Genomic DNA, 22,090 nt, shown 5'->3' with positions numbered 1-22,090 from the left:
GAGGCACTTACCATGTTAATACCATTAATAATCATTGTTATTATTGCAGTCATTGCTTTATTAATCTTATTTTCATTTGTACCAATCGGTTTATGGATTTCTGCAATAGCAGCCGGTGTCAAAGTAAATATCGGTACACTTATCGGAATGCGTTTAAGACGTGTTTCACCTCGTAAAGTTATCGCACCTTTAATCAAGGCACATAAAGCAGGTTTAAATCTTACTACTAATCAACTTGAGTCACACTACTTAGCTGGCGGTAATGTTGATCGCGTTGTAGATGCAAATATTGCAGCACAACGTGCAGACATTAATTTACCTTTCGAACGTGGCGCAGCAATCGACTTAGCAGGGCGAGACGTATTAGAAGCTGTTCAAATGTCGGTTAATCCAAAAGTCATTGAAACACCATTTATTACAGGTGTCGCAATGAATGGTATAGAAGTAAAAGCTAAAGCGAGAATTACAGTTCGTGCTAACATTTCTCGTTTAGTCGGTGGTGCTGGTGAAGAAACAATCATCGCCCGTGTTGGTGAAGGGATTGTTTCAACAATCGGTTCAAGTGAACATCATACAGTTGTATTAGAAAATCCAGACAATATCTCAAAAACTGTACTTAGCAAAGGTCTAGATTCAGGGACTGCATTTGAGATTTTATCTATTGATATTGCTGACGTAGATATCGGTAAAAATATCGGTGCTGACTTACAAACTGAACAAGCATTGGCTGATAAAAATATTGCTCAAGCTAAAGCCGAAGAACGTCGTGCAATGGCCGTAGCATCTGAACAAGAAATGAAAGCACGTGTACAAGAAATGCGTGCCAAAGTTGTGGAAGCAGAATCTGAAGTGCCGCTTGCGATGTCTGAAGCATTACGCAATGGTAATATCGGTGTTAAAGATTATTATAATTTGAAAAACATAGAAGCTGATACAGGCATGCGTGAGTCTATCAACAAACGTACGCAACCAAGTGATAACGAGTCACCAGACAAGTAAACGAGGTGATTAAATGAATATCGGTCTGATAATATTTGTCGTCAGTGTTGTCATCTCACTAATATCAGCAGTGAACGATAAAAATTATAAAAAAAGGCAACAAAACCAACCGAAATCATCTCAACCTAGAAAACAGCCTACAACGGAACGCAAACCGCAAAAAGGCTTCTTAGAACAATTAGGTGAAAAGTTTGAAGAAATGCAAAAGGAGTTTGAGGATGCACCGTCATCTTCAAAACCTGAAGAATCACCTAAAACGAAAGAAACATCTCGTCCTAACCGTCGTACTTCACAACCAAGACAAGTACGTAAACAATCTTCTCCATCTAGAATGGATCAAACACAAAAAGGGCAAGTGCTGACGCAACAGCTTAATGACTCTTTAAATGACGAATTGCAAGATTTACGTTCTCAAATGGATCGTGAAAAACAAAAGCAAATTGAAATTTTAGAACGCCGTGCGCAAGCGATTATTACTGATAAATACCTTTCTGAACGTGCTAAAAAAGAAAGACTCAAACAATTATTCGCTAATAAGTTTAATCAATCAAACCCACGTACGAATGAAGATTTGCGTTTTGACGATGATGAAATCTTGAATGGTTTTGTTTGGTCAGAAGTACTTAAAAAACCGAAACAATTGCAATAAATAAAATGGATTGGATGACATTACTTTGATGTCTTCCAATCCATTTTTCTTTTGCTATCACTGAACTTTATTGGATTAATAAACGAGAAGAACATGATATAATGAATGTATGAATATGTGGAAATTATTAACTAAGTCCGTAGTTTCCGTTAACCATTATATTCTGCATCTTATTAAAATAAGCTGGTAAAACAGTGAGAATAATGAAAAGGAGTTCATGTATGCCAGGAATAATAGTTATTGACGATATCAATCAAGCCCAAGCATTAATAGGAAATAACGATGAACATTTACAAGCGATAGAAGAAGCATTTAATGTCATTGTTCATGCTAGGGGGCAAGAAATAGCTGTAAAAGGGCAACATCAAGAAGAAATTGTAAAAGCAGAAGCTGTAATCAAAAACCTTTTAAAAGTAATTGATCAAGGTGTATCAATTAATCTTAAAGATGTAGAAGCAGCTATTAAAATGGCAGAAAAAGGTTCAATTCAACATCTTGTTGATTTGTACGATGAAGCCATTACTAAGGACGCTTATGGTAAAACGATTCGCGCAAAAACCATGGGCCAACGTCTTTACTTAAATGCGATGAAACATAATGATTTAGTCTTTGGTATTGGACCAGCAGGTACTGGTAAAACTTTCTTAGCTGTTGTGTATGCAGCTAAAGAATTGCGTCAAGGCAATGTCAAAAGAATTGTGTTGACACGACCAGCTGTAGAAGCAGGTGAATCATTAGGTTTCTTGCCAGGTGACTTAAAAGAAAAGGTAGATCCATACTTAAGACCTTTATACGACGGGCTTCATACTGTACTTGGACCAGAACAAACTGCACGCTTTATTGAAAGAGGTATCATTGAAGTTGCACCGCTAGCTTATATGAGAGGTCGTACACTTGATGATGCATTTGTCATTTTAGATGAAGCACAAAATACAACGCATGCACAAATGAAAATGTTTTTAACAAGATTAGGCTTTGGTTCAAAAATGGTCGTGACAGGTGATATGACACAAGTGGACTTACCAAGAGGCGTTAAAAGCGGTTTAAAACAAGCAGTAAAACGTTTATCAGGTGTTAAAGGTATTAGTGTACAAACATTAGATCAAAGTGACGTTGTACGTCATCCATTAGTTAGTAAAATTATCAGCCGTTATGAAGGAGATGAATAAGCACCATGTTTACAATAGATTTTTCAAATCATACGGATGAAGTCAAAGAAGAATGGTACGCGCAAATTGAAAACTTATTAAATTTTGCGAAAGATCAAGAGGGTATTGAAGAAGATGCAGAACTTTCAGTAACGTTTGTAGATAAAGATGAAATTCAAGAGATTAATAGGGATTACCGAGACAAAGATAAAGTCACTGATGTCATTTCGTTTGCGTTAGAAGAAGATGAACCTGAAATTGAAGGATTAGATATTCCTCGTGTTCTTGGTGACATTATCATTTGTGCAGATGTTGCGAAAGAACAAGCGGAAGAATATGGTCACTCTTTTGAAAGAGAACTCGGCTTTTTAAGTTTGCATGGTTTCTTACATCTACTAGGTTATGACCATATGAATGAAGCCGATGAAAAAGAAATGTTTGGTAGACAAAAAGCTATATTAGATGCATATGGGCTTACAAGAGAATAATCTATGAACCGTTTCAAATATCCCGTTCAAGGTTTATTGACCATATTACAAAAGGACCGCAATTTTTTATGGCATATTGCCATCGGTTTTCTAGTTATTGGTGCATCTTTTTTCTTCAATATTACGCGTATGGAATGGATAGCGGTCATCATGACCATATTTCTGGTATTAGCATTTGAAGCAATTAACACTGCAATTGAATATGTTGTTGACCTTGTAACGGATGATTATAAACTCTTTGCGAAATATGCGAAAGATATCGCTGCACTCAGCGTGCTGTTAATATCTATCGCAGCAATGATTATAGGTCTTATTATCTTTGTCCCTTACATTGTTAACTTATTTTAAAGGAGAGAGAGATAATGACATATAGTCAAGAACATTACAATAAAGTAAGAGAAGCACAAAAGCGTTCCTATTCACCTTACAGCAAATTTAAAGTAGGCGCTTATTTAAGAACAAAAGATGGAAAAGAGTTTTTCGGTGCTAATGTTGAAAATGCGGCATATGGAGAAGCAATTTGCGGTGAACGCTCAAGTTTAGTTGCTGCAATCAGTCAAGGGTACAGACCAGGAGACTTTGAATCTTTAACAGTTACTGTTGATGCTGATAAGCCTTCTTCACCATGCGGATCTTGTCGTCAAGTAATTAAAGAATTATGCGATGATGATATGCCGATTTATTTAACCAACCATAAAGGCGATATGATTGAAACTACAATCGCCGAATTACTCCCACTTGGTTTTTCAGGAAAGGATTTGAATTTATGACAGAACATAAATCAGGCTTTGTTTCAATTATAGGCCGACCAAACGTAGGAAAATCTACGTTTATGAATAGAGTGCTTGGACATAAAATTGCTATTATGTCTGACAAAGCACAAACAACTAGAAATAAGATACAAGGTGTTATGACTGAAGATGATGCACAAATCATTTTTGTTGATACGCCAGGAATCCACAAGCCTAAACATAAACTAGGCGATTATATGATGAAGGTTGCTAAAAATACTTTATCTGAAGTAGATGCGGTCATTTTCATGGTTAACGCTGATGAAAAGATCGGTCGCGGCGATGAATATATTATGGAAATGCTGAAGAATGTTAAAACACCTGTATTCCTCGTCATTAATAAAATCGATTTAGTTCATCCAGATGAAATTATGCCGATTATTGAATCATACCAAAAATATATGGACTTCTCTGAAACAGTTCCAATGTCTGCATTAGAAGGCCTAAACGTTGAACACTTTATTGATGTACTAAAATCATATCTGCCAGAAGGGCCTCAATATTATCCAGACGGTCAAATTTCTGATCATCCCGAACAGTTTGTAGTAGGTGAATTAATTAGAGAAAAAATCCTACATCTTACAAGTGAAGAAATTCCACATTCTATCGGTGTGAATGTTGATAGAATGGTAAAACAATCAGAGGATAAAGTTCGTATTGAAGCTACTATTTTTGTTGAAAGAGATTCACAAAAAGGGATTGTTATTGGTAAAGGCGGCAAAAAATTAAAAGAGATCGGTAAACGCGCTAGAATGGATATCGAAAATCTATTAGGCTCTAAAGTTTACCTTGATTTATGGGTGAAAGTACAAAAAGACTGGCGTAATAAAGTGAACTTTATTCGTCAAATGGGATATATAGAGGATCAAGATTAAACTAGAAGGTCGGTGGTACCTTTTATGTTAGTAAAACAAAAAGGAATTATTATTAAAACAGTCGATTATGGCGAGTCGGATAAAATAATCACCATTCTAAGCGAGAGCGGCGCTAAAATTCCTTTGATGGTTAAACGCGCTAAGAAGAGTAGAACAGGTATGCAGGCTAATACACAATTATTTGTATATGGCCTGTTTATCTATGCTAAATTGCGTGGTCTTGGCATACTCAATTCTGTCGATGTTATCAGTCAAAACTATCAACTTCGGTTAGATATTTATGAAAGCAGTTATGCTGCACTATGCGCAGAAGTTATAGATAAATCCATGGATGATGAGCAAATTTCAAAATTTAATTATCAACTTTTGCATTTTTGTCTCGATCGTGTTGAAACCGGTTATAGTGCACAATTGATGTCAGTCATTGTTTTATTGAAAAAAATGCCAGAGTTCGGTTTTACAATCGCCTTCAATAAAGATGTAATATCAGGTGATACGAATCAAGCCAATTTATCTGCATACAGTTTTAAATATCATGGTGTTATTGCACAAGAAAACTTATATAAAGATGAACGGGCAATTCCTATCTCCAATAAAACACTTTATTTATTGGATGTTCTACAGAAATTACCTATTGATAAAATGAACACGGTAACTATCCATCAAGACATCGTTGATGAAATGTCTGATTTACTTATAATGCTGTATAGAGAATATGCAGGTGTATTTTTCAGAAGCCAAAAATTGATTAATCAATTACACCGTCTAGAAACTGACAGTCAAAAAAAATAGCATAAAAATAAGGGGATATCGCGAAATTGCGATATCCCCTTACTTATCGTTTAATATTAGAATTTAACTTTTTCAGCTAAGAAATCATTAAGTTCAGAGATTGGCATACGTACTTGTTCCATTGTGTCACGTTCACGAACTGTCACTTGCTGATCTTCTAATGAGTCGAAGTCAAAAGTAATACAGTATGGTGTACCGATTTCGTCTTGTCGACGGTAACGTTTACCAATTGATTGTGATTCATCAAAGTCTACTGTGAAGTTTTCACTTAATTGCTCATAAACCTTGATTGCTTCTTCTGATAATTTTTTACTTAATGGTAAGATTGCTGCTTTATATGGTGCTAAAGCAGGGTGGAAGTGTAATACTGTACGTTCATCTTTGCTGCCTTCAACACCTTCACGGTCATACGCATCACATAAGAACGCTAATGTTACACGGTCAGCACCTAATGATGGTTCAATACAGTATGGAATGAATTTTTCATTTGTTTCAGGGTCATGATATTTGAAATCTTCACCAGAGTATTCACTATGTTTTTTCAAATCATAGTCTGTACGGCTTGCGATACCCCATAATTCACCCCAACCGAATGGGAATTTATATTCAATATCTGTAGTCGCATTTGAGTAGTGAGATAATTCGTCTTGATCATGATCTCTTAAACGGATATTGTCATTTTGTAAACCTAAATCTAACAACCATTTTTCAGCAAATGTTTTCCAGTAGTTTTGCCATTCAATTTCTTCACCAGGACGGCAGAAGAATTCTAATTCCATTTGTTCGAATTCACGAGTTCTGAAAATGAAGTTACCTGGTGTAATTTCATTACGGAATGATTTACCGATTTGACCAATACCAAATGGTAATTTTTTACGCATTGAACGTTGTACGTTTTTGTAGTTGACAAAGATACCTTGTGCAGTTTCAGGACGTAAGAAAATTTCGTTAGTAGAATCTTCTGTTACCCCTTGGAATGTTTTGAACATTAAGTTGAACTGACGGATATCTGTCCAGTTTGCTGTACCACTTACAGGATCGACAATGCCTTCTTCATCGATGATACGTTTCATTTCATCAAAGCTTAAACCATCAGCAATAAAGTTTTCATCGCCTTTTTCATTTTGCATATAATCTTCAATTAATTTGTCAGCACGATAGCGAATTTTACTATCTTTGTTATCAATCATAGGGTCATTAAAGTTGCCTAAGTGACCTGATGCTTCCCAAGTTTTTGGATTCATTAAAATCGCTGCATCTAAACCAACGTTATAAGGTGATTGTGCGATGAATTTTTTCCACCATGCACGTTTAATATTGTTTTTTAATTCAACACCTAATGGACCATAGTCCCAAGTGTTTGATAAACCACCATAAATATCACTGCCCGGAAATACAAAACCTCTGTGTTTTGCTAGCTGAACGACTGATTCCATATCTTTTGCCATAAATAACACTCCTCTTTAATAATAAAAAAACGCCCCAAGATAACGAAATAAACATTTCGAAATCTTGGGACGAGTTATCTCATTTCTCATTGAAATTCGTAATAACCCGCGGTTCCACCCAAATTAGTGTAGACACTCGCTTAGATTATAAAAATTGTTAGGCCAATTTAATTGTTAAGCTCACACCATCCTTAACTCGCTTCAAATCTAATTCTAATGCATCCGAAAATTAAAGGCAAGTGTTTATATAGATTTGTAGACCAAAACAATTACAGTTATAATATAACTTGTAAGTGTGAAGGGGTGAAGACATATAGAACTGAGTAGTAGGCAAAGCGAAATTATCGAAATAGTAAAGCAAAATGGGCCGATTACCGGTGAAAAGATTGCCGAACAACTAAGTTTAACGAGAGCAACACTTAGACCTGATTTAGCTATTTTAACAATGTCTGGGTTTCTCGAGGCAAGACCAAGAGTAGGTTACTTTTATTCTGGTAAATCAACAAATCAATTATTAACAGAAAAATTACGTCAATATGTTGTTAAAGACTATCAATCTTTGCCGATTGTCTTAAAGGGCGATACTTCTGTTTATGAAGCAATATGTACAATTTTTCTTGAAGATGTCAGCACATTATTCATCGTCAATAAGAATAATGATTTTGTTGGTGTTTGTTCAAGAAAAGACTTACTCAGAGCATCCATGATTGGTGAGGATATACATACGATGCCAGTCAGTGTTATTATGACACGTATGCCGAATTTAACACACGTTTTAGAAAATGATTTGGTTGTACTTGCAGCACAACTTATGATTGAAAAAGAAATTGATTCTCTGCCGATAGTTCGTGGTAAAGACAATGGTAAGTTAGAAGTTATCGGGCGCATTTCAAAAACCACGATTACAAAGTTATTTGTATCAATTTTCGATGAGTAGGAGTAGGATTTAATGCAAAAGATAAAAATAATAATTGCATCTGATTCGGTGGGAGAAACAGCCGAACAAGTTGCAAAAGCTTGTGTTTCTCAATTTAATTCAAAAAAGTTCCAAAGTCAGATTATACGTTATCCTTACATTGAGACATTTGAAAATGTCGACGAAGTTATGGAAGTCGCAAAAGAAAATGAAATGAATATCGTAGTTTTCACACTTGTAAAACCTGATATCAAAGCATATATGGAACAGCAATTAGCCGAATATAAAATCAAACATGTCGATATCATGGGACCATTAATGAATATATTAATTGATGAAATCGACGAAAAACCATACTATGAACCAGGTATCGTGCATAAACTTGATGAAGCGTACTTTAAAAAGATTGAAGCTATTGAATTTGCGGTTAAATATGATGATGGTAAAGATCCTAAAGGTTTACCAAAAGCAGATATCATATTAATCGGCATTTCACGTACATCGAAAACACCTTTATCACAATTCTTAGCGCACAAACGTTACAAAGTTATGAATATACCGATTGTTCCTGAAATTAATCCACCAGAAGGATTGTTTGAAGTTGATCCTAAAAAATGTATTGCATTAAAAATCAGCGAAGAAAAATTGAATAAAATTCGTAAAGAACGCCTAAAACAACTCGGATTAGGAGATTCAGCACGCTATGCGACGGGTCAACGTATTCAAGAGGAATTAGACTATTTTGATAAAATCGTTGATAGAATAGGATGTCCTGTGATTGACGTTTCAGATAAAGCTATTGAAGAAACAGCAAACGATATCATGTATATCATCGAACAAAATAAAATGAATAAGTAAGCTATCTACAATACGCTGGTGTGTTAAACTCAGCGTATTTCTTATTGAGCTAATAACTTTTATTTTTTATAGAAAATGATATAATAATAAGACTAATGTATATAGGTGGTTATGGTGAGAATAGAGCAATCAGTAATTAATGAAATAAAAGATAAAACAGATATTCTTGACCTTGTAAGTGAATACGTAAAATTAGAGAAAAGAGGGCGCAATTATATAGGTTTGTGTCCTTTTCATGATGAAAAAACACCTTCGTTTACTGTGTCTGAAGATAAACAGATATGCCATTGTTTCGGTTGCAAAAAAGGTGGCAATGTTTTTCAGTTTACACAAGAGATAGAAGGAATTTCGTTTGTTGATGCTGTTAAAGCCCTTGGAGAAAGGGTAAATATAAAAGTAGATGTTGGACAAAATAATGAGCAAAACCAAATCGCTTCTGATGACTTGATGATGATTAAAATGCATGAACTCATGCAAGAATACTATCATTATGTTTTGATGAAAACAGTTGAAGGGGAAGAACCTTTAAAATATTTAAAGTCTAGAGGTTTTACTGAAGATCTGTTAAAAGAGCGTAAAATCGGATTTGCTCCGGACAACTCTCACTTTTGTCATGATTTCTTGCAAAAGAAAGGTTATGATATTGAGCTAGCCTATGAAGCAGGCTTATTATCACGAAACGAAGAGAACTTCAATTATTATGATCGATTTAGAGATAGAATTATGTTTCCTTTGCATAATGCACAAGGACGGACTGTTGGATATTCAGGTAGAACCTACAAAAACCAAGAACCTAAGTATTTAAACAGTCCAGAAACACCAATTTTCCAAAAAAGACGTCTTCTATATAATGTTGATAAAGCAAGACGTATTATACGTCAAAAAAATGAAATTATATTATTAGAAGGATTTATGGATGTTATAAAAGCCGACAGCGCGGGTGTTAAACAAGTTGTCGCAAGTATGGGGACTCAAATTTCTCAAGAACACATAGCATTTATCAAAAAACTGACAACCAATGTGACATTGCTGTTTGATGGAGACTTTGCTGGTCAAGAGGCAACAATTAAAACTGGTCAGCATTTACTAGAACAAGGTCTCAATGTTTTTGTTATCCAGATGCCATCTAAAATGGATCCAGATGAGTATATTACTAAGTATGGGGAAGATGCTTTCAACAAATATGTTGAACATGAAAAACGTGCATTCGTATTGTATAAAGTCAATTTATATAAAGATGAAATTGCACATAATGACATGGCATATGAACAATATTTGAAAGAAATAACAAATGATATTTCCATGATGCCATCGGGAATTTTACAGAAAAAAGTATTGCAAGACGTTTCTGAATTGTTTAAAGTAAGTTTTGATAGTCTAAATAATGAAGTGTCAAGACAAAATCATCATTCATATCAACAAATACCAGATGCAGTTCCAGAAGTAAAACAGAAAAAATATTCAAAGCAAGAAGATGCCGAGCGTAAATTATTAAAACATTTTATGTATAATAAAGATGTTTTTCTAGAATATAGTCAACGCGTTGAGGCAGATGACTTTACAAATCAGCATTTTAAGCGTATATTTAATATTTTGCACGACTACTATGCTGAGAATGAATATTACAGTCTGAGTACTGCATTATTATATAGTGATAATGAAACAGATAGAGAAACATTGATGGCATTAGACAATCTATTACTCAATAGCAATCCTTATGATCATGAGATTGATGAGTATATCCAAATTATTATAAGCAGTAGAGATGAAGAGACTCCTGAGTCATTAAATGAGAAGCTACGAGAGGCAACACGTATTGGTGATTCAGAACTGCAGAAATATTATTTGCAAAAGATTGTCGCATTAAACCAAAAACGAATGTATTAATTTATTTAAATATATATTTAAAGTGTTTTATTTAAGTAACGCATTGTGTGCTTATATTAATTTCGGGAGGCCTTTTTATGTCTGAAAACCAAGTGAAAGTAGTAAAAAAACAAACCATCGATCCGACATTAACTTTGGAAGATGTAAAAAAACAATTATTAGATAAAGGGAAAAAAGAAGGTCATTTAAGCCATGAAGAAGTTGCAGAAAAACTGCAAAACTTCGACATGGATTCTGATCAAATGGATGAGTTCTTTGAACAGTTAAATGACAATGATATCAATCTAATTAACGAGAAAGATAGTTCTGATACAGACGAAAAACTTAATCCTAATGATTTAAGTGCACCTCCAGGTGTTAAAATCAACGACCCAGTGCGTATGTATTTAAAAGAAATCGGCCGCGTCGATTTATTAAACGCCCAAGAAGAAATTGAACTTGCGAAACGTATTGAACAAGGTGATGAAGTTGCGAAAGCAAGACTAGCAGAAGCCAACTTGCGTTTAGTTGTCAGCATTGCCAAAAGATACGTAGGTCGCGGTATGTTGTTCTTAGACCTTATTCAAGAGGGTAATATGGGCTTAATCAAAGCCGTAGAAAAGTTCGACTTCAGTAAAGGATTCAAGTTTTCTACTTATGCGACATGGTGGATTCGTCAGGCAATTACACGTGCAATTGCTGACCAAGCACGTACAATCAGAATCCCAGTACACATGGTCGAAACAATTAATAAATTGATTCGTGTTCAACGTCAATTATTACAAGACTTAGGTCGTGATCCAGCACCCGAAGAAATTGGTGAAGAAATGGATTTACCTCCAGAAAAAGTTCGTGAAATCCTTAAAATTGCACAAGAGCCAGTATCATTAGAAACACCTATTGGTGAAGAAGATGACAGTCATTTAGGAGATTTCATCGAAGACCAAGAAGTTCAAAGTCCTTCTGACCATGCAGCATATGAACTATTGAAAGAACAATTAGAAGATGTTTTAGACACATTAACTGATAGAGAAGAAAATGTATTACGTTTACGTTTTGGTCTTGATGATGGCCGTACAAGAACACTTGAAGAAGTAGGTAAAGTATTCGGTGTTACAAGAGAACGTATTCGTCAAATCGAAGCTAAAGCACTTAGAAAGCTAAGACATCCAAGCCGTAGCAAACGCCTTAAAGACTTTATGGATTAATTAAGTAAAAATAGCGAGACAATAAGCTGATTATGTTTGGCTGACGAAGGCAAGTAATTATGTAATGACCTACAGTCAATCGAAACTACTGCTTGTTGTCTCGCTCTTTTATTAGAGGAGCACAAAGTGATGATATTAAACCAAAGACTTACTGCAGTAAGTAAATATATAACTGGTGATATATTGGCAGATATCGGCTCTGATCATGCATATTTGCCAATTTATGCGATTGAAAATAATCTATGTACTTCTGCGATTGCTGGAGAAGTAGTGAAAGGCCCATATCAAGCCGCTGTTGATAACGTTAAAAAATATAGCATGCAAAATACGATTGATGTTAAACTGGGAGATGGATTGAATGTCCTAGAGAAAACGAATCGTGTCAATACGATTACTATATGCGGCATGGGTGGTCCATTGATTGCAGAGATACTGCAAAATGGTAAAGAAAAACTAATGAATCAGCCACGTTTAGCTTTGCAAAGTAATATTCAAACATCCGTATTAAGACGTACATTAATGCGTTTAAATTATCATATTGTGGATGAAGAAATTATCGAAGAAAAAGGCCATATTTATGAAATTGTTATTGCGGAATATGGTAATCAAGAACTAGATGAAAAAGAATTGAAATTTGGACCTCTCTTAATGAATTCAAAATCGGATTTATTCATAAAAAAATGGAATCGAGAATTAGAAGCATTAAGAAAAATCCAATCACATTTGGATATCCATAAACATCAAAGCCGCTTAGAAGAAATTGATCGTGAGATAAAATTAATTCAAGAGGTGTTATAATGAAAACTTCAGAATTACTAAAAATATTAAACCAGCATGTTCCTTTTTCTTCAGCTGAAAGTTGGGACAATGTGGGATTGCTCATTGGAGACAATCAACAAGAAATCTCAGGAATACTCACTGCTTTAGATTGTACGATGGCTGTGGTGGACGAAGCCATAGAAAACAATATCAATACAATCGTTGCACATCATCCACTTATCTTTAAAGGTGTAAAGCAAATTACTGAACAAGGTTATGGCGCAATTATACGCCGATTAATACAACACAATATCCAATTAATTGCTCTGCATACAAATTTAGATGTCTATCGTTACGGTGTAAATGCGATGCTTTCGCAAAAAATCGGAATTACAAATACTGAAATATTAGAACCACAACAAACAAGTTATTTCAAAGTTCAAGTATTTATTCCTGAAGCAGATGTGGAAGTATTTAAAGATAAAATGAATCAAGAAGGTTTTGCATCTGAAGGTGACTATGAATACTGTTTCTTCTCTACTAAGGGAGATGGACAATTTAAACCTGTGGAAAATGCGCAACCGCATATTGGTACATTGAATCAAATCGAAACTGTAGAAGAAGTAAAAGTGGAATTCATGATTCAAAATCATGAACGTGCAAAAGCAGAGTATTACATTCATACATTACATCCATATGAAACACCTGTGTATGACTTTATACCTCTAACAAAGACATTAGACCGTGGTTTAGGTATGATTGGTCAATTACCAGAACAAACAACCTTAAAATCATTAGCAATTGCGGTTAAAGAACAATTAAATATACCAAGCGTACGCTTTACAGGTAATCCAAATGCGTTAGTATCTAAAGCGGCAATCATCGGTGGTTCTGGTATTGGTTATGAGCAGCTTGCCCATCAAAAAGGGGCAGATGTCTTTATTACAGGCGATATCAAACACCATGATGCATTAGATGCTGAAACAGAGGGATATAATTTGATTGATATCAATCACTATAGTGAATATGTGATGAAAGATGGTTTGAAATCATTACTTAAAGAATGGATAAATAATGATAAACTTACAATTAAAGCTTCGACTTTAAATACTGATCCATTCAACTATATTTAAAAAATGAAAAAGGAGGGATTTTAATGGCCACACAACACCCATTTGAACAGTTTGATTTAAGTCATCAGCTCATCGATGCAGTCGCAGACTTAAATTTCAATCAGCCAACTGAAATCCAGCAAAGAGTCATTCCTAAAATTTTAAAAGGCCAAAATATTATTGGACAATCACAAACAGGAACTGGAAAGTCTCATTCTTTCTTATTACCATTAATGGAAATAATTGATACTTCAATCCAAGAACCACAAGCAATTGTTGTCGCACCTACAAGAGAATTAGCACAACAACTCTTCGATGCTGCAAGTCATTTAGCGCAATTTAAAAATGATGTCAAAGTAACCTTATTTATTGGAGGTACAGACTTCGAACGAGATAAGCAACGTTGTAATGTTCAACCTCAATTAGTGATTGGGACACCTACACGAATCAATGATTTATCTAAAGATGGCACATTGCATGCACATCTTGCACAATATCTAGTGGTAGATGAAGCAGACTTGATGATTGATTTAGGTTTGATAGAAGATGTGGATCACATTGCTGCACGATTAGATGAAGAAGCACATATTGCTGTATTCAGTGCGACGATACCGAAATCATTACATCCTTTCTTAAATAAATATTTAAACCAACCAGAGTTTATTGAAGTGGATAGTAAGACGCAAAATAAGAAAAACATTGATTTCTATTTGATTCCAACAAAAGGTTCATCAAAATTAGACAAAACTAAAGCTTTGATTGACATTATCAATCCATACTTATGTCTTATTTTCTGTAATAGTCGAGAAAATGCAGATGAACTTGCAGAAGCATTAACTGCTGATGGCTTAAAGATTGGTATGATTCATGGCGGACTAAGTCCAAGAGAAAGAAAGCAGCAAATGAAACGTATCCGTAACTTAGACTTCCAATTTGTGATCGCAAGTGATTTAGCTTCTAGAGGAATTGATATCGAAGGGGTCAGCCATGTGATTAACTATGATGTACCTAAAGATATTGACTTCTTTACACACCGTGTTGGCAGAACAGGTAGAGGCCAATATAAAGGGGAAGCATTTACTTTATATTCTCCTGATGAAGAGTACTTAATTGCGGAGATAGAGAAAAAAGGCTATAAATTCCAAGATGTCGATATTAAAAATGGTGAACTTCAAGAAATCAAAGCACATAACACAAGACAGACACGTAAAAATAAAGACGGTCACTTAACAACACAAGTTAAACAACAAGTGAAACGTGGTAATAAGAAAAAGGTTAAACCAGGTTATAAGAAAAAGTTCAAACGAGAACTTGAAAATTTAAAACGTCAAGAGCGTAAAAAATATAGCAAACGTCAAAATAGACAACAAAGAAAAAATAAGTAAAGGCTAGGTGGAAAGATTGTTAATTGGTTCTCATGTTCCGATGAATGGTAAAAAAATGCTGCTGGGTTCAGCAGAAGAAGCACACAGACTAGGCGAGAAAACATTTATGATTTATACAGGTGCACCTCAAAACACGAGAAGAAAAGACATTTCTGAGTTAAATATTGAAGCTGGCCAAGAGGCTATGAAAGAATATGGTCTTTCTAATATCGTGGTACATGCACCTTATATTATTAATATTGCAAACACACAAAAACCTCATGTGTTTGACCTTGGCGTTGAATTTCTGCAAAAAGAAATTGAACGTACGGAAGCAATTGGAGCTAAAGACATTGTCTTGCATCCAGGATCACATGTAGGAGCTGGTTCTGAAGCTGGTATCAAAAAAATTATCGAAGCTCTAAATGAAGTTTTAACCAACGAAAATGATGTCAGAATCGCATTAGAAACAATGGCAGGCAAAGGTTCTGAAGTAGGACGTACTTTTGAAGAATTAGCACAAATCATCGATGGTGTGAATCACAATGAAAGATTATCAATTTGTTTTGATACATGTCACACACATGATGCTGGTTATGATGTTAAGCATAACTTTGATGGGGTACTTGAAGAATTCGATAAAATTATCGGCTTAGATCGCATTAAAGTCCTTCATGTTAATGACAGTAAAAATGAAGTTGGTGCACATAAAGACCGTCACGAAAATATTGGTTTTGGACATATCGGGTTTGATGCATTGAACTATATCGTACATCACGAAGTATTTGAAAACATCCCGAAAATTCTAGAAACACCTTTTGTCGGCGAGGATAAGAAAAATAAGAAACCGCCATATAAACATGAAATTGAAATGTTAGAACAACAAACGTTCAATCCAGATATGAAAAATATTATTATGAGTGAATAAGCTTATGAGCGTAATCATAAAATTAAAAGACAAAGAAACTTTGTCTTTTAATTTTATATGCTCAATCGTAAGCATTACAATTTACATACTATTTATTCAGGGTTATATTTATAGCGAGGTGAAGATATGTCTACCCCAGTTTTTGAATTGAAAAATATAAATTACTATTTTGGTAATAAACAAGTACTGGAAAATATTAATATTGAAATATATAAAGGCGATTTTTTAGCGATTGTAGGTCCGAATGGGGCAGGTAAATCTACATTATTAAAAATTATGTTAGGTTTATTACCGCTACAAAGTGGTGAAATGTATATAGACGGTCAAAAATATCAACGCAAATTATCAGAGTTGAAAATTAGTTACGTATCACAAAAAGCAAGAGCTTTTAACTCTGGTTTTCCTGCAAGTGTAAAAGAAGTTGTTTTAAGTGGTTTAACGAAACAAAAACATCTTTTTCAATGGTTTAATCGAAAAGATGTTCAAAAAGTTAAGGATATCCTGAAGCGATTAAACATCGAATATTTACTAAATAAAAACATCGCTGAATTATCCGGTGGTCAACAGCAACGTGTTCTAATTGCAAGAGCACTCATTTCAAATCCATCCGTACTCATACTAGATGAGCCTACAAATGGTATTGATGCTAAACATGTCAGTGAATTTTACCAAACACTTGAACAACTTAAAAATGAAGGCGTCACGATTATTTTAGTGACACATGATATCGGAGTCGTAGTAGATACAGCAACTAAAGTAGCTTGCTTAAATAGACATCTCCATTTCCATGGGCCAGCACAAGAATTCAAATCACTAGATCAAGTTGAAATATCCAAAATTTACGGCTACCCAGTCAAATTTGTTGATCATCAACACGAAAGGGAGTGCTGTAACTAATGATTGAAGCATTAATAAATTTTGATTTTATGCGCTACTCTCTTATAAGTGGTATTTTGATTGGTTTTATCGCGCCATTTATCGGTGCGTTTATAGTCGTTCGCAGGCTCTCTTTAATTGCAGATGCATTAAGCCATGTCACATTAGGCGGTATTTCGTTCGGGATGTATTTAACAACATTGTCTTCGGCGTTTATGTTCATTAATCCTATGTGGGGCGGCATATTGTTTGCGATTGTCGGTGCACTTTTAATTGAGAAATTAAGAACGTCTTACCAAAATTATCAAGAAATTGCGATTCCTATCATTATGAGTGCTGGTATTGGCTTAAGTGCAATTTTCATTTCACTTGCAGATGGATTTAATCAAGAACTGGTAGGTTTATTATTCGGGTCAATCAGTGCAGTCTCTTTAAGTGATATGATTACTGTTTTGACAATTGCAGTTCTTGTGACACTATTTATCATGTTGTTTTATAAAGAACTCTTCATCCTTTCGTTTGATGAAGAATATAGTAAAGTTATTGGAATACCCAGATGGATTCAATTTTTATTCATTATCATTGTAGCTATGGTTATTTCCGCATCAATGCGTGTTGTAGGTATCTTGCTTGTCAGTGCATTGATGACATTACCTGTAGCCATTGCGATGAGAATGACTAAAGGCTTTAAACAATTAATCCTCTACAGTATTATTATCGGAGAAATCGCTGTTATTGGCGGTTTAGTAATTGCTTTTTATTTAAATCTATCTCCAGGTGGGGTTATTGTAGTATTGTTAGTACTTATACTCGTAGCTACAATGTTCACACAGACTTTACGTACTAGGGTTAAAAAAGGAGAAAGTTAAATGAATACGACTGATGCTATCAAATTATTAAAAGATAACGGTCACAAATATACAGACAAACGAAAAATGATTATCGATATTTTTGTTAAAGAAAATAAATATGTGAGCGCGAAAAAAATCCAACAAATAATGGATGATGCGTATCCTGGAATTTCTTTCGATACGATTTATAGAAACTTATATTTATTTAAAGATTTAGGCATTATTGAAAATACAGAGCTTGATGGTGAAATGAAATTTAGAATTGCATGTACGCACCATCACCATCACCATTTTATTTGTGAAATATGTGGGGATACAAAAGTGATTGACTATTGTCCAATGGATGCGATCAAAGCGCAACTTCCAAATGTCACAATCCACACACACAAACTTGAAGTCTATGGCATTTGTGAAAAATGTCAGTAGTCAAAAATTATAATGACAATGTTACCGTATTATGTTTATTTCACTACATTCAGGATAAACATATATAGGAAAGCATTCATATTATTAGATACTTCATTTTTTATAAGCATTAAAATTGTAAGGTATCTAACGACTTGATATAGTAAATATGAAAACAATTTAGGAGGATGATTATTTATGGCTTTTGAATTACCAAATTTACCATATGAGTTTGATGCATTGGAACCACACATCGATAAAGAAACGATGGAAATCCACCATGACAAACACCACAACACTTATGTAACAAAATTAAACGCAGCAATCGAAGGTACTGATTTAGAAAACAAATCAATCGAAGAAATTGTTGCTAATTTAGATAGCGTACCATCTGACATCCAAACTGCAGTACGTAATAATGGCGGCGGTCACTTAAACCACTCATTATTCTGGCAAATCCTTTCACCTAACTCTGAAGAGAAAGGTACAGTTGTTGATAAAATTAAAGAACAATGGGGTTCTTTAGATGAATTCAAAGACGAATTTGCTAAAAAAGCTGCTGGACAATTTGGTTCAGGTTGGGCTTGGCTAGTAGCAGGAAATGACGGTAAATTAGAAATCGTTACTACTGCAAACCAAGACAACCCAATTACTGAAGGCAAAACTCCTATCCTAGGCTTAGACGTTTGGGAACATGCTTATTACCTTAAATATCAAAACAAACGTCCAGATTATATCAATGCATTCTGGAACGTTGTAAACTGGGAAAAAGTTGACGAGTTATATAACGCTGCAACTAAATAAGCTCAGTATTAATCAAAAAGTTGAATAGCAACTTTCACAGCAATTGGATTTCCAATTGCTGTTTTTTGTTATTTCGTTTGTTTTTCACTCGTTCTACAAAGAAATCTTAAATTTATGTTTGGTTTTCTATGCAAATTATAGAAAAATGTTCCGATTTCATATATCATTTGTTTAGAGAACTGTTGAATTGAGGTAGGTTGTATTGCTAAAAAGATTAAAGGAAAAAACGAATGATGAAAAAATCAGGAATCTGATGGATAAACGAATTGGATTCTTCTTCGGTCTCGTAGTCGTAGTATTCGTAATCATTGTTTTAAGATTGGGTTACTTACAAATTGCACAAGGTTCTCACTACAAGCAACTCATCAAAAATGATGAAAATATTACGGTAAATGAATCTGTTCCAAGAGGAAGAATTCTTGATCGTAATGGTAAAATTCTTGTTGATAATGCTTCTAAAAAGTCAATTACATATACGAGAGGTAGAAAGACTTCACAAAAAGATATACTCAACGTAGCAGAACGCTTATCGAAATTAATAAAGATGGATACTGATCGTATCACTAAAAGAGATAAACAAGACTTCTGGATTCAACTGCATCCTGATAAAGCTTCTGATATGATGAAAAAAGAAGATAAGATGCTAAGTGAAGGAGAAATTTCACAAGAACAGTATGATGAAGAGTTACATCATAAAATTAAACAAAAACATCTCGATGATTTATCTTCAAAAGATTTACAAGTATTAGCAATTTATCGTGAAATGATGTCAGGTTCAACATTAAATCCTCAAACAATTAAGAAAGATGATGTCAGCAACAAAGAATACGCTGCTGTGTCACAACAACTTTCAAAATTGCCAGGTGTGAATACCTCTATGGATTGGGATCGTAAATATCCATATGGTGATGTGCTTAGAGGTCTATTCGGTAGTGTCTCTACTACAGAAGAAGGTATTCCAAAAGAATTGACTGATGACTACTTATCAAGAGGTTATTCAAGAAATGATCGTGTCGGTAAATCATACTTAGAATATCAATACGAAAATGTATTGCGTGGTAAAAAGAAAGAGATGAAATACACAACAGATAAATCAGGAGAAATCACAAACTCAGAAGTTGTTAATCCAGGTTCACGTGGTGATGATTTAGTACTTTCAATTGATATTGACTTACAAAAGAAAGTGGAAGAATCATTAGAGCAGCAAATTAATAAACTTCGTGGCGAAGGTGCTAAAAACATGGATAATGCGTTTATCGTCGTACAAGATCCAAACAATGGAGATATCTTAGCTATGGCTGGTAAACAAATTAAACCTGATGGTTCCATGACAGATTATGATATTGGGAACTTTACATCTCAATATACTGTTGGTTCATCTGTCAAAGGTGGAACATTATTAGCTGGCTATCAAAATAAAGCAATTCATGTAGGAGAACATATGATTGATGAACCGCTTCACTTCCAAGGCGGACTTACTAAGCGTTCTTACTTTAACCAAAATGGTAAAGTAGATATTAGTGATAAAGAAGCGCTAATGCATTCATCAAACGTATACATGTTTAAAACTGCATTAAAACTCGCGAAAGACCCATATCACTATAATATGGCATTACCAAATGATATTACAGATGCAGGTCAAAAATTACGTAAAGGCCTAAATCAAGTGGGACTTGGCGTTAAAACTGGTATTGACTTGCCTAACGAAGTGGCTGGACAAATAGAAAAATTAGATAATAACAGTGGTAACTACTTAGACCTCGCGATTGGTCAATATGATACGTATTCTCCAATGCAACTTTCACAATATGTTTCTACGATTGCGAATAACGGTTATAGAATCTCACCACATGTTGGTCTTGAAATCAGAAAAGCAACTGACAAAGACAGCTTAGGTCCTGTGAAACATAAAATCCGTGGTAATGTTTTAAATCGCCTCAATAACTCACCTGATGAAATCAAACAAGTTCAAGAAGGATTTGATATGGCGTTTAACAAAGAACCAGGTACAGGATATAAGAGTTTCCATAATACAGTCGTACCATCAGCTGGTAAAACAGGTACTGCAGAAGTATTCCAAGACGGCAAACCAAGAGTTAACTCAACGTATATTGGCTATGCGCCAAAAGATAATCCAAAATTAGCATTCTCGATTGTTTATACCAACCAACCAGTTCCAGAACCATGGTTACAAGGCGGGGACTTAGGTCGAGATATTATCAACTATTATTTTGGTAAAGAAAAGAAATCATCAAAATCATAATTTTTCAGCTGGTACTCATTGATCGAGTATCAGCTTTTTTATTCATAAACGTATCAAATGCTAAGTCTAATGACACTTATGCTGATAAACGTTATAATGAAAATATTAATTCACATAAAAAATATTGGGGTGTTATCATGAAAAAGTCAGAACTTCGCAAACAAGTTTTGCAGAAGATGAAAAATATGAATAATCTCAACAAAGAAAAAGCTGATCAATGGTTAAAGGAAGAACTGTTAAATACAGAGGCGTTTAAAAACGCTAAAACAGTAGGTCTTGTATTGTCAATGGACCATGAGGTTAATACATTTCCAATTATTAAAGCAATCATCGATCAAGGAAAGTTACCTTTTGTACCAGCGACGGATTATCAAACGAAGCGTATGACATTCCAAAGATTAGATGATTTAACTCAACTGAGTACCGATGAAAAAGGTATCCAATATGTTGATGCTGATACAGAACGTACTAATTCATTAGATTTATTGATCGTACCAGGTGTTGTCTTTAATAACGACGGTTATAGAATAGGTTACGGCGGCGGTTATTTCGATAAATTTTTAAATCGTCATCGTACTGAAACGATTAGCCTCGTGTACGATGTACAAATCGATAATTCATTTAAACCAGAAGCACATGATGAAGTCGTAGAACGTCTTATCATTGCTCAAACATGTTAAATGGGAGGCA

Annotated in this window: 22 protein-coding genes and 1 pseudogene; 22 read left to right on the top strand and 1 reads right to left on the bottom strand. The window is 34.5% G+C overall.

Features of this window, described 5'->3' with window-relative positions:
- Nucleotides 1-12: 12 nt before the first annotated feature.
- From floA to recO, 8 genes are all read left to right on the top strand, one after another.
- Nucleotides 13-999, top strand: a complete 987-nt coding sequence (gene floA / locus ACFCT9_RS03440; protein WP_412520881.1) for a flotillin-like protein FloA — start codon at nt 13-15, stop codon at nt 997-999.
- 13 nt (nt 1,000-1,012) lie between these two features.
- Complete coding sequence (locus tag ACFCT9_RS03435; protein WP_412520879.1) at nt 1,013-1,648, top strand: hypothetical protein; 636 nt, start codon at nt 1,013-1,015, stop codon at nt 1,646-1,648.
- A 221-nt stretch (nt 1,649-1,869) separates the two neighbouring features.
- A complete protein-coding gene (locus ACFCT9_RS03430) occupies nt 1,870-2,817 on the top strand; it encodes a PhoH family protein (protein ID WP_412520877.1) in 948 nt (315 codons plus the stop codon).
- Between the two features lie 5 nt (nt 2,818-2,822).
- A complete protein-coding gene (gene ybeY / locus ACFCT9_RS03425; RefSeq protein WP_412520875.1) occupies nt 2,823-3,284 on the top strand; it encodes an rRNA maturation RNase YbeY in 462 nt (153 codons plus the stop codon).
- Between the two features lie 3 nt (nt 3,285-3,287).
- Complete coding sequence (locus ACFCT9_RS03420; RefSeq protein WP_412520873.1) at nt 3,288-3,632, top strand: diacylglycerol kinase family protein; 345 nt, start codon at nt 3,288-3,290, stop codon at nt 3,630-3,632.
- Nucleotides 3,633-3,646: 14 nt separating this feature from the next.
- Nucleotides 3,647-4,054 carry a cytidine deaminase gene (gene cdd / locus ACFCT9_RS03415; RefSeq protein WP_412520871.1) on the top strand — a complete coding sequence of 136 codons (408 nt, stop codon included), beginning with the start codon at nt 3,647-3,649 and terminating at the stop codon, nt 4,052-4,054.
- Nucleotides 4,051-4,950 carry a GTPase Era gene (era, locus tag ACFCT9_RS03410; protein ID WP_412520869.1) on the top strand — a complete coding sequence of 300 codons (900 nt, stop codon included), beginning with the start codon at nt 4,051-4,053 and terminating at the stop codon, nt 4,948-4,950. Before cdd ends, era begins: the two co-directional genes overlap by 4 nt.
- A gap of 24 nt (nt 4,951-4,974) precedes the next feature.
- Nucleotides 4,975-5,742, top strand: coding sequence for a DNA repair protein RecO (gene recO / locus ACFCT9_RS03405; RefSeq protein WP_412520867.1), 768 nt, complete (start codon nt 4,975-4,977; stop codon nt 5,740-5,742).
- Nucleotides 5,743-5,798: 56 nt separating this feature from the next.
- On the opposite strand, the gene ACFCT9_RS03400 is transcribed toward recO, so the two are convergent.
- Entirely contained in the window at nt 5,799-7,190 is a 1,392-nt protein-coding gene (locus ACFCT9_RS03400) for a glycine--tRNA ligase (RefSeq protein WP_412520865.1), read from the bottom strand.
- Between the two features lie 313 nt (nt 7,191-7,503).
- On the opposite strand from ACFCT9_RS03400, the gene ACFCT9_RS03395 reads away from it, so the two are divergent.
- The 14 genes and pseudogenes from ACFCT9_RS03395 to ACFCT9_RS03330 all read left to right on the top strand — a co-directional run bounded on the left by ACFCT9_RS03395 (nt 7,504) and on the right by ACFCT9_RS03330 (nt 22,080).
- Nucleotides 7,504-8,127: a helix-turn-helix transcriptional regulator gene (locus ACFCT9_RS03395; protein WP_412521613.1), complete on the top strand. Its 624-nt coding sequence runs from the start codon at nt 7,504-7,506 to the stop codon at nt 8,125-8,127.
- Nucleotides 8,128-8,139: 12 nt separating this feature from the next.
- Nucleotides 8,140-8,964: a pyruvate, water dikinase regulatory protein gene (locus ACFCT9_RS03390; RefSeq protein WP_412520863.1), complete on the top strand. Its 825-nt coding sequence runs from the start codon at nt 8,140-8,142 to the stop codon at nt 8,962-8,964.
- 114 nt (nt 8,965-9,078) lie between these two features.
- Nucleotides 9,079-10,851, top strand: a complete 1,773-nt coding sequence (gene dnaG, locus ACFCT9_RS03385) for a DNA primase (RefSeq protein WP_412520862.1) — start codon at nt 9,079-9,081, stop codon at nt 10,849-10,851.
- Nucleotides 10,852-10,928: 77 nt separating this feature from the next.
- Nucleotides 10,929-12,038 carry an RNA polymerase sigma factor RpoD gene (gene rpoD / locus ACFCT9_RS03380; protein WP_002481056.1) on the top strand — a complete coding sequence of 370 codons (1,110 nt, stop codon included), beginning with the start codon at nt 10,929-10,931 and terminating at the stop codon, nt 12,036-12,038.
- A gap of 126 nt (nt 12,039-12,164) precedes the next feature.
- Complete coding sequence (locus tag ACFCT9_RS03375) at nt 12,165-12,836, top strand: tRNA (adenine(22)-N(1))-methyltransferase (RefSeq protein WP_412520860.1); 672 nt, start codon at nt 12,165-12,167, stop codon at nt 12,834-12,836.
- Entirely contained in the window at nt 12,836-13,930 is a 1,095-nt protein-coding gene (locus ACFCT9_RS03370; RefSeq protein WP_412520858.1) for a Nif3-like dinuclear metal center hexameric protein, read from the top strand. The genes ACFCT9_RS03375 and ACFCT9_RS03370 overlap by 1 nt, the downstream gene beginning before the upstream one ends.
- Before the next feature lie 23 nt (nt 13,931-13,953).
- Complete coding sequence (locus ACFCT9_RS03365; RefSeq protein WP_412520856.1) at nt 13,954-15,294, top strand: DEAD/DEAH box helicase; 1,341 nt, start codon at nt 13,954-13,956, stop codon at nt 15,292-15,294.
- A 16-nt stretch (nt 15,295-15,310) separates the two neighbouring features.
- On the top strand, nt 15,311-16,201 hold the full coding sequence (locus ACFCT9_RS03360; protein WP_412520854.1) for a deoxyribonuclease IV: 891 nt from the start codon (nt 15,311-15,313) through the stop codon (nt 16,199-16,201).
- Nucleotides 16,202-16,327: 126 nt separating this feature from the next.
- Nucleotides 16,328-17,098 carry a metal ABC transporter ATP-binding protein gene (locus ACFCT9_RS03355; protein ID WP_412520853.1) on the top strand — a complete coding sequence of 257 codons (771 nt, stop codon included), beginning with the start codon at nt 16,328-16,330 and terminating at the stop codon, nt 17,096-17,098.
- Nucleotides 17,098-17,960, top strand: a pseudogene (locus ACFCT9_RS03350) (metal ABC transporter permease). The gene ACFCT9_RS03355 and the pseudogene ACFCT9_RS03350 overlap by 1 nt, the downstream one beginning before the upstream one ends.
- Nucleotides 17,947-18,354, top strand: coding sequence for a Fur family transcriptional regulator (locus ACFCT9_RS03345; RefSeq protein ID WP_412520851.1), 408 nt, complete (start codon nt 17,947-17,949; stop codon nt 18,352-18,354). The pseudogene ACFCT9_RS03350 and the gene ACFCT9_RS03345 overlap by 14 nt, the downstream one beginning before the upstream one ends.
- A gap of 177 nt (nt 18,355-18,531) precedes the next feature.
- The gene (locus ACFCT9_RS03340) at nt 18,532-19,137 is read left to right on the top strand and encodes a superoxide dismutase (RefSeq protein WP_412520849.1); all 606 of its coding nucleotides are present in this window, start codon (nt 18,532-18,534) and stop codon (nt 19,135-19,137) included.
- Between the two features lie 202 nt (nt 19,138-19,339).
- Nucleotides 19,340-21,400, top strand: a complete 2,061-nt coding sequence (locus ACFCT9_RS03335) for a peptidoglycan D,D-transpeptidase FtsI family protein (protein ID WP_412520847.1) — start codon at nt 19,340-19,342, stop codon at nt 21,398-21,400.
- A gap of 137 nt (nt 21,401-21,537) precedes the next feature.
- Nucleotides 21,538-22,080 carry a 5-formyltetrahydrofolate cyclo-ligase gene (locus tag ACFCT9_RS03330; RefSeq protein ID WP_412520845.1) on the top strand — a complete coding sequence of 181 codons (543 nt, stop codon included), beginning with the start codon at nt 21,538-21,540 and terminating at the stop codon, nt 22,078-22,080.
- Nucleotides 22,081-22,090 lie beyond the last annotated feature (10 nt).

Origin of the sequence: Staphylococcus simulans (assembly GCF_047037175.1) — a bacterium.
Lineage (GTDB): Bacteria > Bacillota > Bacilli > Staphylococcales > Staphylococcaceae > Staphylococcus > Staphylococcus simulans_C.
Note: the sequence above shows the minus strand (reverse complement) of the source record. Positions and strands in the feature narration are given on the sequence as shown.

What these genes read in the sequence shown, in the direction of transcription:
- ACFCT9_RS03390 (WP_412520863.1), top strand. Translation starts at nt 8,140, where the DNA reads ATGCAAAAGATAAAAATAATAATTGCATCTGATTCGGTGGGAGAAACA.
- ACFCT9_RS03345 (WP_412520851.1), top strand. Translation starts at nt 17,947, where the DNA reads ATGAATACGACTGATGCTATCAAATTATTAAAAGATAACGGTCACAAA.
- era (WP_412520869.1), top strand. Translation starts at nt 4,051, where the DNA reads ATGACAGAACATAAATCAGGCTTTGTTTCAATTATAGGCCGACCAAAC.
- floA (WP_412520881.1), top strand. Translation starts at nt 13, where the DNA reads ATGTTAATACCATTAATAATCATTGTTATTATTGCAGTCATTGCTTTA.
- ACFCT9_RS03400 (WP_412520865.1), bottom strand. Translation starts at nt 7,190, where the DNA reads ATGGCAAAAGATATGGAATCAGTCGTTCAGCTAGCAAAACACAGAGGT.
- ACFCT9_RS03330 (WP_412520845.1), top strand. Translation starts at nt 21,538, where the DNA reads ATGAAAAAGTCAGAACTTCGCAAACAAGTTTTGCAGAAGATGAAAAAT.
- ACFCT9_RS03365 (WP_412520856.1), top strand. Translation starts at nt 13,954, where the DNA reads ATGGCCACACAACACCCATTTGAACAGTTTGATTTAAGTCATCAGCTC.
- rpoD (WP_002481056.1), top strand. Translation starts at nt 10,929, where the DNA reads ATGTCTGAAAACCAAGTGAAAGTAGTAAAAAAACAAACCATCGATCCG.
- ACFCT9_RS03340 (WP_412520849.1), top strand. Translation starts at nt 18,532, where the DNA reads ATGGCTTTTGAATTACCAAATTTACCATATGAGTTTGATGCATTGGAA.
- ACFCT9_RS03435 (WP_412520879.1), top strand. Translation starts at nt 1,013, where the DNA reads ATGAATATCGGTCTGATAATATTTGTCGTCAGTGTTGTCATCTCACTA.
- ACFCT9_RS03370 (WP_412520858.1), top strand. Translation starts at nt 12,836, where the DNA reads ATGAAAACTTCAGAATTACTAAAAATATTAAACCAGCATGTTCCTTTT.
- cdd (WP_412520871.1), top strand. Translation starts at nt 3,647, where the DNA reads ATGACATATAGTCAAGAACATTACAATAAAGTAAGAGAAGCACAAAAG.
- recO (WP_412520867.1), top strand. Translation starts at nt 4,975, where the DNA reads ATGTTAGTAAAACAAAAAGGAATTATTATTAAAACAGTCGATTATGGC.
- ACFCT9_RS03430 (WP_412520877.1), top strand. Translation starts at nt 1,870, where the DNA reads ATGCCAGGAATAATAGTTATTGACGATATCAATCAAGCCCAAGCATTA.
- ybeY (WP_412520875.1), top strand. Translation starts at nt 2,823, where the DNA reads ATGTTTACAATAGATTTTTCAAATCATACGGATGAAGTCAAAGAAGAA.
- ACFCT9_RS03420 (WP_412520873.1), top strand. Translation starts at nt 3,288, where the DNA reads ATGAACCGTTTCAAATATCCCGTTCAAGGTTTATTGACCATATTACAA.
- ACFCT9_RS03355 (WP_412520853.1), top strand. Translation starts at nt 16,328, where the DNA reads ATGTCTACCCCAGTTTTTGAATTGAAAAATATAAATTACTATTTTGGT.